This is a genomic window from Lactiplantibacillus pingfangensis (assembly GCF_005404945.1).
Lineage (GTDB): Bacteria > Bacillota > Bacilli > Lactobacillales > Lactobacillaceae > Lactiplantibacillus > Lactiplantibacillus pingfangensis.
In genome coordinates this window covers 1-13,474 of the sequence record NZ_BJDG01000016.1, presented here as the reverse complement: position 1 = coordinate 13,474, position 13,474 = coordinate 1, and the positions used below count along the sequence as shown (strand labels likewise).

The following is a 13,474-nucleotide window of genomic DNA, read 5'->3' as shown; positions in this document are numbered from 1 at the left end:
TCAATTACAAGCTATTAAACGTCTGTGCCGAGTGTTTTTGCGCACTCCTCAACAGGTTATATTATACCTGTTTTATTATGAAAATTCAATTTATAACGGCGTTTAGAGCCATTTTAAGCCGATTTAAGCAAAACTAATGTCGGGGTACTTGCCTAGGGGTAAATTTGCTAGAATTCGAAATATTTACGGATTTTCGCGAAATCGGTTATTTTTTTGCCATCAAAAGCAAGTCCAATCTCGTTTTCAGCACTTGGTCCGCCTCAAACTGGCCAGACGCATACTGATTTAGCCCCTACCTGCTAGGTCGACTAGCGAGTCCTTGCCCTGGTTTTTCTCACAGATACAGTCAATAATGTATAAACTAATATAACTTGATTTTGTTCTGATACCACAAAAGTTACATCACAATGTAACCAGCCTCCTTGTCCGTTTCTCGCTTAGTTACAACAGTCAAAAAGCCCGCCTAATTCAGCTAGAATTAAGCGGGCTTTTTGCGTGATTGAATATTTATTCAGTTGTTTTAGAACGTCCGAACTGGCGTGATCAATTGAATAAAGTTTTCGCCTTCTTCAGTTGGTACTAGCGTGAATGGCCGTAATGCCATCGTAAATGAAATCTTGATCATGGCTTGCCCAAAGGAACGTAGGGCTTCCTTCATGTAATCTGGATTAAATGAAATTTCAAGTTCATCGCCGTCGAGCTCAGCTGGTTGCAACTGTTCGGTAACTTCACCAACGTCTGGTGAGTTCCCGAAAATGGTAATGGTTTTATCAGTTGGATTAACTGAGAAACGAACAACATTATTCCGACTTTCATGTGAAAGTAACGAAGCCCGTTCGATTGCGGCGGATAAGGCTGGCGCTTCAATTTCAACCGTGGTGTTGGATTCTTTTGGAATTAAACGGGACGTGTCCGGATAGTTTCCTTCCAACAAACGTGAATAAAACGACGTGTTTCCAAGCACAAAGAGCACTTGATTTTCCGATAACCGCATTTGAACATCGGGATTATCATCACCAATCATCCGTGATAATTCAGTTAAACTCTTTCCGGGAATAATCACATCGTAGTCGGCATTATTGGCTTCTGGCAACTTGATTTTACGTTGGCTTAACCGATGAGAATCCGTGGCCACGGCCATAAATTCACCATTACCTAAAATAAAATGAACCCCAGTTAAGATTGGTCGACTTTCTTGATTAGAAACCGCGATAACCGTTTGGCCAATGAGTTCTTTAAAGACATCACCGGCTAAAGTAATCGTATTGGTCGTATCAATTTCTGGTAAATGCGGATAATTTTCAGGATCTAGCCCATTAATTGTAAATGATGCCGCGCCAGAAGTAATTTGTGTTTGAAACCCATCTGTCACAGCGACCGTCATCGTATCTTCTGGTAACTTTTTGACGATTTCGCTAAAGAAACGCGCAGGTAGCACGATTGAACCTGCATTTTCCACAACTAACGTATTGTTATCGTCATCTGCAGGAATGGTAGTTTCAATTGAAATATCGGCATCACTACCGGTTAAGGTAATGCCCTCGGTTGAAACATCTAATTTTAAGCCCGTTAAAATTGGAATCGTGGTTTTTGATGAAATAGCGCGTTGCACATTATTTAACTCTTTAATAAATGCTGATCGATTGATCGTGAATTTCATGGCTGAATCCTCTCTCCTTTGTGATGCGTGTCTATAACTAAATTAAGTAATAAAAGTTCGTAGTAATAGTAGAGCGGTGGGTAATGTGGAAAAGTTTAAGAAATGCTGTAAGCATCGAGTTTTCCACATGTGCATAAACTGTGGAAAACTTTTCGAGTTAGCCTTTTTTATCCACACTAAGCTTTTAGCTGACTTTTCAAATCGCCGATCGCTTGTTGAAGATCCAAGTCAGTTTTTAGGGCCGCTGCAATTTTATCATAGGCATGAATAACCGTGGTGTGATCTTTGCCGCCAAATTCATTGCCAATTCGTGGTAATGAGCTATCGGTTAATTCTCGCGATAAGTACATCGCGATCTGCCGTGGCATGACGATTTGTTTATTACGCTTTTTACCCTTTAACTCCGCCATAGTGACGTGATAATACTTGGCAACTTTTTCCTGAATGACCGGAATTGATACTTCCGATAGTTTGTTGCTTAGATTAAGGCTCTTCAAGGCATCGGCGACTAAACTGGTGGTGATTGCTGAGTTGTTTAGTCGTGAATAGGCTTGTACTCGGGCCAAAGCACCCTCAAGTTCGCGGACGTTGGAATCAATTTGACCCGCAATGTAACTTAACGTGTCGTCCGGGATGTCGATGCCTTCTAAATCAGCCTTGTTCCGCAAAATAGCGATCCGCGTTTCTAGGTCTGGTGGCGTAATATCAACAGATAAGCCCCATTTGAACCGTGAAACTAACCGATCTTGTAATTTTGGAATCTCGTTTGGTAACCGATCGGAAGTGAGGACGATTTGTTTGTCATCTTCATAAAGTGCATTGAAAGTATGGAAGAACTCTTCTTGGGTTGCTTCCTTATTAGCAAAGAATTGAATATCATCGACCAACAGGAGATCAACGTTACGGTATTCTTCACGAAATGATTCCTGCGTCCCCGTTTGGATGGCGTTGATCAAATCATTGGTGAAAGCTTCACTCGTCACGTATTTAACCTTGCTATTCGGGTCGGTCTCTAATAATTTGTTACCAATAGCGTGCATCAAGTGGGTCTTACCTAACCCGACGCCCCCATAGAAAAACAACGGATTATACATTGTGCCTGGTTCTTCAGAGACGACTAACGCCGCCGCATGGGCCATTTGGTTACCTTTACCAATGACAAAGCTTTCAAATGTATATTTTGGGTTGAGTTTCGTTTCCCGCATAAATGTGGGGGTAGTTGCAGTGGTGTTTTCACCAGATGCAACGTTACCGGTAGTCGCTTGCGATTTTTTCGTAAGCTGCTGACGTTCTTCTTCAGTTATCATCACTGGCGTAATCTGCTCATTAGTAGCTTGGAAGGCATAATCTGTAAATTTTGCGGCCAAGTTATTTTCCCAGTAATCACGATGCAATTTAGTTGGGACTTCAATTGTCATCTGCAAATTATTGAGTTGGAGTGGTTTCGCCGGTTCGACAAACGTCTGAAAAGTGATCGAGGAAAGATCGCCTTTCATGGAGAACTTAATGATATTCCATAAGTCATTACGTTCCAGCACGTGGATACCCCTTTTCTTAAAAAACGTAATTCTATTCTAGCATGAACAACTGGAGTTTTCCACAAGTGGACAAAGAGATGTTAAAATAAATCACAGCCTGTTTTTAGTGTTATCCACAGGATGTTTAAAAAGCCAGCTGAAGTTATTTTTTGACAAGTTATACACAACGAGCAGTTTAAAACCAAGCCCGGTTTAATAACGATACGGAGAGTTATGCACAGCTGAAATAGTGCCTGTGGAAAACAAAATCACAGGCTGTCATTTTGTCGATAAGCCTGTGCATAGTTTGGGGATGGGCAAAACTTATGCGAGCTGTTTCCACAAGCTTTTTATCAAAAGGTGCTAAAGATCAGGGCGTTGTAAGACACGGCTTTAATAATTTTATGGTTTTCAAAATTGACAATATATGCTATAGTATTCAGGAAATGCGTTTAGAGTTAGACTGCGTTTTGAAAATAACGACTTAATCGAATTGATTCATGTCATTATAGAGAAGGAGGTGTCATGATGAAGAGAACTTACCAACCAAAGAAGCGGCATCGTCAACGTGTCCATGGTTTCCGCAAACGGATGAGCACCAGCAATGGCCGTAAAGTGTTAGCCCGTCGACGCCAACGAGGCAGAAAAGTATTGTCTGCATAGGCCACTGATAATCAGTGGCTTTTTCTTTACAGTCCTGGACCGAGTTGTTCAGGACTGTATCGTTATGTAGCAATTCGCTCAGGTTAGCTTGAGCGCACACATGGAGATGGATTATGCGAAAATCATATCGGGTAAAAAAAGAAACTGAGTTTCAGCAAGTTTTTGAGACCCGCAACTCGTATGCCAATCGTCAATTTGTCATTTACGTTTTGGATAAACCGGGGCAGCCACATTTTCGAGTCGGTATCTCAGTCGGTAAAAAGATTGGGAATGCGGTCGCTCGTAATTGGGTGAAGCGCCGGATTCGGCAATCAATCACCGAGTTGAAACCGCAACTAAAACAAGATGCGGACTTCCTCGTCATTGCCCGACCAACCGTTGCCGGTAAGTCGCAAGCCGAAACCAAAGCTTATCTTAGCCATGCGCTAAAGCTAGCGCACCTGCTGGACAATGATTAAAGTGAGGACATTCGTTTGAAAAAGTACAGAAAACCACTGGCAATGCTGGCCGTACTAGCCTTAGTGTTAGTTTTGAGTGGGTGTAGTAATACACCAATCACGGATAAAAGCACTGGGTTTTGGGATGGCATGATCATCTTGAACTTCTCACGGGCGATTATTTGGCTATCACACTTGTTTGGTCATAGTTATGGACTTGGGATTATCGCGTTTACGTTGATCATCCGAATCATCATCTTACCGTTGATGATTTTCCAAACTCGGAGCATGGTTGCCATGCAAGAAATTCAACCACAGATGAAAGCTTTACAAAAGCAATATTCTTCGCGTGATATGGAAACGCAACAAAAGCTCCAGTCCGAGATGAAGAAGCTGTACTCACAGTATGGTGTTCATCCGATGGCCAGCATGTTGCCGTTGCTAGTTCAAATGCCAGTTTTGATTGCCTTATACCAAGCAATTTGGCGGACACAAGCGTTGAAAACCGGTTCGTTCCTATGGTTACAACTTGGGAGTAAAGATCCGTATTACGTTTTGCCAATCCTAGCGGCGTTATTCACGTTTGCTAGTTCATGGTTGTCGATGAAGTCGCAACCAGAGCAAAACGGGATGACCACTTCGATGACGTACTTGATGCCATTAGTCATTTTGATTACTGCCATCAACGTGCCATCCGCGTTATCCTTATACTGGGTTATTTCCAACGCCTTCCAAGTTGGTCAGACCTTGTTGCTTCAAAACCCCTTCAAGATTAATCGCGAACGGGAAGAGAAGAAGCAAAAAGAACGTGACCGCAAGCGCGACCTTGAAAAAGCTAGAAAGCGTGCGATTCGGAATCATAAACGTTAAATACAAATGGACCTGCCCATGTGGTGGGTCTTTTTTTATAGAGTGGCAAAGCCAACGGGTTGCTAGTGAGCATTATCGTGGCTAAGTCATTGCTCGGTGGTTTTCCGAGTAGTGACTTAGCCGGGATAAGCGGAACTCGCAGTTGGCTTTGCCACGTTTCGGCAATTAAGCAAAAACCAGAGTGTGAGGCGCCACGGGTTGCTAGTGAGCATTATCGTAGTGAAGCAATTACTTGGTGAACTTCCGAGTGGTTGCTTCACTGGGATAAGCGGAGCTCGCAGTGGCGTCGAGCACGTTTCGGCAATTAAAACCAGAGTGTAGCTAAGCAGAGGACGCAGGTTGAGTGAACACGTTTCGGCAATTCAGGCAGAACCCCCTCACAAAACCCCCACCAAACATAACACCCACGCATCTTTACCACTCAGTCAACAATAAATCAGAACGCAATCACTGCCCATTAAGTCAACTACGCATCCCCATCGCCCAAAGTACGTTCAAGCCGTAATCCACCTCAAATTCCCGCCTGCCACAGTGTAATGCTATAATAGTGCTAGGTATTTTTATCGAGGAGGAAATCGGATGACAGTATTTGAAGGTAATACCGTCGCAGCTGCCACGGCAGCTGGTTTAAAACAATTGCATTTAACCCGTGAGCAAGTTGAGCTTGAAGTGCTCGCGGAACCCAAGAAGGGGTTTTTAGGAATTGGTAAACAAGCGGCCCAGGTGCGTTTAACCGCAAAGCCACAGCCAAAATCGGCCGTGCCAGCTCGTGCGGCGTCGATGGCGGCTAAAAGTACCCCATCGGCTGCGACTGACGCAGGCGTTTCAGCGGCCGCAGTGACGACCAAGACGGCAACACCAGCTAAAACTACCGCGCCTAAGACGCAAAAGAAAGTTGTGATGCCCAAGCCAGTAATTACCGCCGCTCCTGTTTCGGAAAAACCAGTTGTGACAGCGGCTGCTAGCACCGTGATAACGAAACCTGCTGACACGACGGCGCCGGAACGGACACCTGAACAAATTGCTGCGCGGCAAGCGGCTAATGAGCAAGCGGTTCGCGATTTGAGTGCGTATTTGCTTGAAGTGGTGAAACAATTGGGCATCACAGCTGATTTGGACGTTGACTTTGGTAACCGTTATGCGACGTTGAATTTTGATACGGTGAAGCAAGGGCTCTTGATCGGGAAACATGGTCGCACGATCAATGCACTGCAAGATTTGGCCCAAGTTTACATGAACCATCATGGCGCGTCACACGTGAACGTTGTCTTGGATGTCGATGATTATCGTGAACGGCGTGAGGAAACGTTGGAACGGTTGGCAGAGAGCACGGCACGGGAGGCCATCGCGACTGGCAAACAGGTCTTCTTGGACCCAATGCCATCATTTGAGCGGAAATTAATTCACGCGGAACTAGCGAATAATCGCCACGTAACGACGTTCTCAGAGGGCCGTGACCCGCATCGGGCGGTCGTGGTTGCTGCGCGTAAATAACCGGTCATTTGGCACGCAAACAAGCGTTTGACAAACGACAATTGTGCTATTATAGTAAGTGTTAATCATTCTTATCTTTTAGATAAAGTAGTCAAAGTGCTTTATCCACGCTTTAAGGTGGCGTGGAGTAGGCACTTTTTTTCTGCATTTTAGGACATATTATTAACTAATGGTAAGTAAAATTTGGTATGGTATTAGGCGGTAAAACGCTGAAACGACGTTAAGAAAGGACTTGATCGGTTATGCCAGCGACCACGGAATTTGATACAATTGCGGCGGTTTCGACGCCACCTGGTGAAGGTGGGATTTCTATCATTCGCATTAGCGGTGATAAAACATTTGATGTAGTAGCAAGAATTTTTAAAGGGAAAGACCTGAGACAGGTTAACTCTCATACGATTAATTACGGCCACATTGTGGATCCCGACTCACAACAAGAAGTTGATGAAGTGATGGCTTCAGTGATGCGGGCGCCTAAAACGTATACGCGTGAAGATATTATTGAAATCAATTGTCATGGTGGTCTCGTTGCCACGAACGAAATTTTGCAATTGATTTTGAGCCATGGCGCACGGATGGCAGAACCCGGTGAGTTTACTAAACGTGCCTTCTTAAACGGTCGTTTGGATCTCTCTCAAGCGGAAGCTGTCATGGATTTGATCCGCGCGAAGACGGATAAGTCGATGAAAGTTGCCTTAAATCAATTAGACGGGGATTTATCCACGTTAATTCGGCATTTACGGCAAGATATTTTAGATGTCTTGGCGCAAGTTGAGGTCAACATCGATTACCCAGAATATGATGCCGTTGAAGCAATGACGACTAAGATGTTGAAGGAAAAAGCCGCCGAAGTCAGTCAAAGCATTGACCAACTATTGGCAACGGCTAAGCAAGGGAAAGTCTTGCGTGAAGGCCTGGCGACTGCGATTATTGGTCGTCCCAATGTCGGTAAATCGAGCTTGCTGAATCACTTGTTGCATGAAGATAAGGCGATTGTGACGGATGTTGCTGGGACAACGCGTGACGTGATCGAAGAGTATGTCAACGTCCGCGGTGTGCCGTTGAAATTGGTCGATACGGCCGGGATTCGTGATACTGACGATAAAGTGGAAAAAATTGGGGTTGAACGCAGTCGTAAAGCGATTGGTGCCGCCGACTTAGTGTTATTAGTGTTGGATAACAGTCAACCGCTAACCGCTGAGGATGAAGCTTTATTGGCGGATACGCAGGCGTCTAAACGGATTGTTATTTTGAATAAAACTGATTTACCTGCTAAATTGGACCAAACTCAATTGTTCAAGTTGGTCGATCCAGCTGATGTTTTGAGCATGTCTGTCTTACAACGGGCCGGTGTTGAGCAACTTGAACAACGGATTGCCAAGTTATTCTTTAGTGAGGGCATTGAAAGTAGTCAAAATAGCGTGATGGTAACGAATGCGCGGCACATTGGCTTATTGAACCAAGCTAAACAGGCGCTGCAAGACGTTCAAACTGGCATTGCTACCGGGATGCCGGTTGATTTAGTTCAAATTGATATGACACGTTGTTGGGAATTTCTCGGTCAAATTACCGGGGATAGTTATGAAGACGAATTAATCGATCAATTATTTAGCCAATTCTGTTTGGGTAAGTAAACGGTACGGAGGAAAGACTTAATTATGACAGAAGTAAAGGAATACACTGGTCGCGACTACGATGTTATCGTTGTCGGGGCCGGTCATGCCGGTTCGGAAGCCGCTTTAGCAGCGGCGCGGATGGGCAATCGCACGCTACTTATGACGATTAATTTGGATATGGTCGCCTTTATGCCTTGCAACCCATCCGTTGGGGGACCGGCTAAAGGGATCGTTGTTCGCGAAATTGATGCCTTGGGTGGCGAAATGGGCCGTAATATCGACAAGACCTATGTCCAAATGCGGATGCTCAATACGGGTAAAGGCCCAGCAGTCCGCGCATTACGGGCACAGGCGGATAAGCACGCTTACCACTCAGAAATGAAACATACGATTGAACGCGAACCTAACTTAACTTTGCGTCAAGGGATTGTTGATGGCTTAATCGTGGAAGATGGTGTCTGCAAAGGCGTTATCACGAACACGGGCGCCCGCTATAGCGCCAAGAGTGTGGTGTTAACGACTGGGACCGCCGCCCGTGGAAAAATTATCATCGGGGAATTGATGTACTCTTCTGGTCCGAATAACTCGCAACCAGCGATGAAATTATCTGGTGATTTAGAGCGACTCGGTTTTGACCTTGAACGTTTCAAAACTGGGACGCCGCCACGAGTTGATGGGAATACCATTGATTACAGCGTGACGGAAGAACAACCTGGCGATCCAGAACCACATCATTTTAGTTTTGAAACGAAAGATGAAGATTATTTGGATCTTGCGCATCAATTATCTTGCTGGTTAACTTATACTAATGAAACAACTCACAAGATTATTCGTGAAAACTTGGATCGAGCACCAATGTTTACTGGTGTGATTGAAGGCGTTGGCCCTCGTTACTGTCCATCAATTGAAGATAAGATCGTCCGGTTCGCTGATAAGAAGCGGCATCAACTCTTCTTGGAACCAGAAGGCCGAAACACGGATGAATGGTATGTTCAAGGCTTATCGACTTCAATGCCTGAAGAAGTGCAACAACGAATTTTGCATTCAATTAAGGGATTGGAAGACGCTGAAATGATGCGGCCGGGCTATGCCATTGAATACGACGTCGTGTCACCTTATCAATTGAAAGCAACCTTGGAGACGAAACTCGTTAAGAATCTTTACACTGCTGGTCAAACCAACGGGACTTCTGGTTATGAAGAAGCCGCTGGTCAAGGATTAATGGCTGGAATTAATGCCGGTTTACGTGCCTTGGATCGTGGTCAATTCACCTTGAAGCGCAGTGATGCTTACATTGGTGTCATGATTGATGACTTAGTGACTAAAGGAACGAACGAACCCTACCGGTTGTTAACAAGTCGTGCCGAATATCGATTGATTTTACGACATGATAATGCCGATTTACGTTTGACGGATAAGGGTCACGAACTTGGGTTGATTGATGATGAACGTTATACGGCATTTGAAGCGAAACGCCAAGCAATCACCAACGAACTTGACCGTTTGGACAACATTCGCATCAAACCTAATGACGAAGTGAATCAGTTCTTGGTAGCCCACAATTCTGGGGCACTCAAGGACGCCGTTTTAGCCACGGATTTCTTGAAGCGGCCAGAAGTGCGCTATGATGACTTGATGAAATTTATCCCGGCACCAGCTGAACCATTGGAACGGCACATCGTGGAACAAGTTGAAATCCAAATCAAATATGCTGGCTATATTAAGAAAGCTGAAGAACGTGTAGCCCATTTGAAGAAGATGGAAGCGAAAAAGATTCCTGATCGGATCGACTACGATGCCATTGATGGCTTAGCTACTGAAGCCCATCAAAAGTTGAAGAAGATCCAACCAGCAACAATTGCACAAGCGTCACGAATTAGTGGCGTTAATCCTGCTGATATTGCCATTTTGAGTGTTTACATTCAACAAGGGCGCATCGCTAAGGTTCAAGATTAAACTAACAAGCAGCAGTCATCACTTCCTGGTGGCCGCTGCTTTTATTTTGCATTGGAATTTACGGCGGTGGGTTCAAAATCTGGAAATTTAGGATGTTTGCCAGCAAGCAGTTGCTAACGATTGAACGGTGAAATTACGAATTTGTAAAACTCATCGACGATTATCGGACAGAAACTTGTAATTAGGCTATAATTATTGAAAGTTATCATGGGGATAAAGGGAGAAACTGGTGGATGAAAACTTTCAAAAATATCATGAGTTGGGTGTTACCGATTGTCGTGGGGCTGCTGATTGCGATGGTGATTCGACATTTTGTCTTCACCATGGTCCGTGTCGATGGGCCATCAATGGAGCCGAATTTGGAAAATAGTGAACGGGTCGCGGTGGTTAAACCAGCTAAAGTGAAGCATTTATCAGTCATTGTTTTTTATGCGCACAATGTTGATCCAGACGCACATTCCAAAACCGTGAAATATGTTAAACGGGTCATTGGGATGCCTGGTGACACGATTAGTTCCCAAGATGGAAAGCTTTACGTCAACGGTAAGGCCTTAAATGAAAAGTTTATCAGCCAGTTTGAGCGAACTCAGGGTACCGGTAATTGGGATTTAGGTGGCCTGACTGACAAGTATGGCTGGACCGTCAAAACGACGCGCGTGCCCAAGAACAGCTATTTTGTTTTAGGAGATCATCGGTCGGTGTCAAATGACAGTCGCTACTGGGGTTTCGTGCCGGCTAAGAAGGTTCTCGGCGTGGTTAAGGTGCCATTCTGGGATACGAATGCCAAGAAGCGGCGTAATGTTAATTCAATCAGTTATTAAAAAATAATCGGCTAGTAATCGGGGAAACTTGGTTATTAGCCCTTTTTGTTTGGAACAAAAGGTTGAAAGATCAAAATCGCTAACAATTACCGCCATGTCAATGATTAGGGTACGAAGATTAGTTGACAGGGCCGCTTCCAGTCGCCACTGATAACATGCGGTCGTGGGACCGGATCAAGCCTGAGGAACGTCTTGTCCCTCGCCCGGAACCCTTGCATAAATCGCAAGTGTCCCGGACCGTCCGTGGCGTAACGCCGGCAAGAAACATGCCGCCCCAACGCCACCATCACGACCGATGCCATCAGCGGCGACTTCCAGCTAATTTAACTGTTTTTAGGCTAGGTTTAGCGGAAGCAGGGAGAATCGTTGTGCTGTGTCGGTAAGATTGGTCGGTGTTCTTGGCCGCCTAATCTTACAGGGCGATTCAAAGACGCGGTTTGTCGACTTTGAATCGAAGTTACAGACCGCACTATGGCTGGGAAAGTCCCACCATAGCACAGCGATTCTGCCTGCCGGAGCGGGATCACCACTAATTTAGTTTAGAAGAGTAACCCGTTTAATCTTCAGAAAACTAAACAAATTGCGTTCGTTTACATTGAACTCCGCTGCCAACAAGGCTAAAATTGTGATTAATGAGATAAAATTAATTTTAAATGAGAATTAATGGAGGTAATCAAATGGCAACTGAATTAACGAAAACTGCTTTGGCTGCGCTACGTGCCAAACAAGCAGAAGATCAACTCGCACCAGTTTTGACTCGTGCAGTCACTAAAAATGGTATTAAAGCAACGAGTTATGATAACCAGGCGGCAAGTCGATTGGATCGGACGTTCTCGATTGAGTTACCTACTGGCAAAGTTAGCAATCAGAAGCATAGTGGCCGTTGCTGGGAATTTTCGCTGTTAAATACCTTGCGGCACAAATTTGCGACTAATTATCACGTTAAAGATTTTGAACTATCACAAAATTACTTGTTTTTCTGGGATAAAATTGAACGCGCTAACATGTTCTATCGTAATGTTGAACAAACTGCACGCCAACCAATTAGTGATCGCTTAGTTCAGTTCTTATTTGCTAATCCTGGTGAAGATGGTGGTCAATGGGCGATGGCGGCAAGTCTTGTGCAAAAGTACGGTGTTGTGCCGGCCAGCGTGATGCCAGAAACATTCAACACGACGAATACGAGTGACTTTCAAGAAGTCATGAGTCGTAAATTGCGTAAAGATGGGCTAAAACTGCGTCAATTGGTCATGGATGGCGCCGATGAAGCCGAACTACAATCACTCGAAAAGAGCATGTTACAAGAAGTTTATCGGATTGCGGTCTATTCATTTGGTGAACCACCGACAACGTTTGACTTAGAATATCGTGACGACGATAAAAAGTATCATCGTGAAGCGCAGTTAACGCCGCAAGCCTTCTATCAGAACTATTTTGAAACTGATTTGGATGATTATGTGGTCGTCACTAATTCCCCAGATAAACCGTTAAATCAACTATACAGTTTACCGGATGAGGACAATGTCATCGGGGGCAAACCGATTGAGTTTTTGAACGTGGATATGGGCGTTTTGACGGATGTTGCGGTTCAACAACTTAAATCTGGCGAAACAATTTGGTTTGGCAACGATGTTTTGCGCCAAATGGACCGTAAAGCTGGGTATTTAGATGCGCACTTGTATGAATCAGCTAAGTTATTTGGCATTAATGGCCATTTGACCAAAGCTCAACGGTTACAGACGGGTGAAGGCGAAGTGAGTCATGCGATGACGTTGACTGGGGTTGATGTTGTCGATGATACCCCAACAAAATGGAAAGTTGAAAATAGTTGGGGCGATGCCAATGGTGATAAAGGTTACTTCGTCATGACGCAAGACTGGTTCGATGAGTATGTCTACGAAGTGGTCGTTCACAAGCAGTTCTTAGCCCCTGAATTTCAAGCGTTGCTCCAAGAACCAGCGCGGCGCTTGCCTGCTTGGGATCCGTTGAGTTAAATTTGATGGGAGGAATTATGAATGAGTATTTTTGCTGAACGACTTGAAAGCGCGATGCAACAAGCCCAAATGACATCCGCCCAATTGGCTAAGGCGACTGGGATTGGGCGATCTTCGATTAGTCAGTGGTTGAGTAGCAAATATGTTGCTAAACATGACAAGGTCGTCACTTTAGCGTCAGCTTTGAAAGTCGATCCCGAATGGCTACTCGGGGCGACAATTCCAGAAACGGCACCAGCCACGATTGATGCAGAATTGCTAACGATTTGGCAACAGTTAGATGCTGCCGGTCAGAAGAAGTTGTTGAAGAAAGCTCGCAAGCTAGTTGTGAAAGATCCCCCTGCGACTAAAAAGAAAAAACGTAAGAAGAAAAAAAGGCTCTTTGTCAACTGTTGTTGGTAATCAGCTATCATTAGCGCCCAGCCGCCCCGTGGCTGGGCGCTTTC

General features: G+C 44.7%; 11 protein-coding genes. 9 read left to right on the top strand and 2 right to left on the bottom strand.

Features of this window, described 5'->3' with window-relative positions; genetic code table 11:
- Positions 1-520: 520 nt before the first annotated feature.
- Together dnaN and dnaA are read right to left on the bottom strand one after the other, a co-directional pair.
- Positions 521-1,660 (bottom strand): DNA polymerase III subunit beta, encoded by a 1,140-nt coding sequence (dnaN, locus tag FFM74_RS08485; protein ID WP_137626202.1) that lies wholly within the window; start codon positions 1,658-1,660, stop codon positions 521-523.
- Positions 1,661-1,836: 176 nt separating this feature from the next.
- Entirely contained in the window at positions 1,837-3,198 is a 1,362-nt protein-coding gene (gene dnaA / locus FFM74_RS08480; protein WP_137626201.1) for a chromosomal replication initiator protein DnaA, read from the bottom strand.
- A gap of 507 nt (positions 3,199-3,705) precedes the next feature.
- Between dnaA and rpmH the strand changes: the two genes are divergently transcribed.
- From rpmH to FFM74_RS08435, 9 genes are all read left to right on the top strand, one after another.
- The gene (gene rpmH / locus FFM74_RS08475; RefSeq protein ID WP_003640225.1) at positions 3,706-3,840 is read left to right on the top strand and encodes a 50S ribosomal protein L34; all 135 of its coding nucleotides are present in this window, start codon (positions 3,706-3,708) and stop codon (positions 3,838-3,840) included.
- 113 nt (positions 3,841-3,953) lie between these two features.
- A complete protein-coding gene (rnpA, locus tag FFM74_RS08470) occupies positions 3,954-4,298 on the top strand; it encodes a ribonuclease P protein component (RefSeq protein WP_137626200.1) in 345 nt (114 codons plus the stop codon).
- A gap of 15 nt (positions 4,299-4,313) precedes the next feature.
- Entirely contained in the window at positions 4,314-5,147 is an 834-nt protein-coding gene (yidC, locus tag FFM74_RS08465) for a membrane protein insertase YidC (RefSeq protein WP_137626199.1), read from the top strand.
- 579 nt (positions 5,148-5,726) lie between these two features.
- Positions 5,727-6,641, top strand: a complete 915-nt coding sequence (gene jag / locus FFM74_RS08460) for an RNA-binding cell elongation regulator Jag/EloR (RefSeq protein ID WP_137626198.1) — start codon at positions 5,727-5,729, stop codon at positions 6,639-6,641.
- A gap of 242 nt (positions 6,642-6,883) precedes the next feature.
- The gene (gene mnmE / locus FFM74_RS08455) at positions 6,884-8,275 is read left to right on the top strand and encodes a tRNA uridine-5-carboxymethylaminomethyl(34) synthesis GTPase MnmE (RefSeq protein ID WP_137626197.1); all 1,392 of its coding nucleotides are present in this window, start codon (positions 6,884-6,886) and stop codon (positions 8,273-8,275) included.
- A gap of 24 nt (positions 8,276-8,299) precedes the next feature.
- Positions 8,300-10,213, top strand: a complete 1,914-nt coding sequence (gene mnmG, locus FFM74_RS08450; RefSeq protein WP_137626196.1) for a tRNA uridine-5-carboxymethylaminomethyl(34) synthesis enzyme MnmG — start codon at positions 8,300-8,302, stop codon at positions 10,211-10,213.
- A gap of 233 nt (positions 10,214-10,446) precedes the next feature.
- A complete protein-coding gene (gene lepB / locus FFM74_RS08445; protein WP_137626195.1) occupies positions 10,447-11,034 on the top strand; it encodes a signal peptidase I in 588 nt (195 codons plus the stop codon).
- A 677-nt stretch (positions 11,035-11,711) separates the two neighbouring features.
- A complete protein-coding gene (locus tag FFM74_RS08440) occupies positions 11,712-13,028 on the top strand; it encodes a C1 family peptidase (protein ID WP_137626194.1) in 1,317 nt (438 codons plus the stop codon).
- 21 nt (positions 13,029-13,049) lie between these two features.
- A complete protein-coding gene (locus FFM74_RS08435) occupies positions 13,050-13,430 on the top strand; it encodes a helix-turn-helix domain-containing protein (RefSeq protein ID WP_137626193.1) in 381 nt (126 codons plus the stop codon).
- The last annotated feature ends 44 nt before the right edge of the window (positions 13,431-13,474 follow it).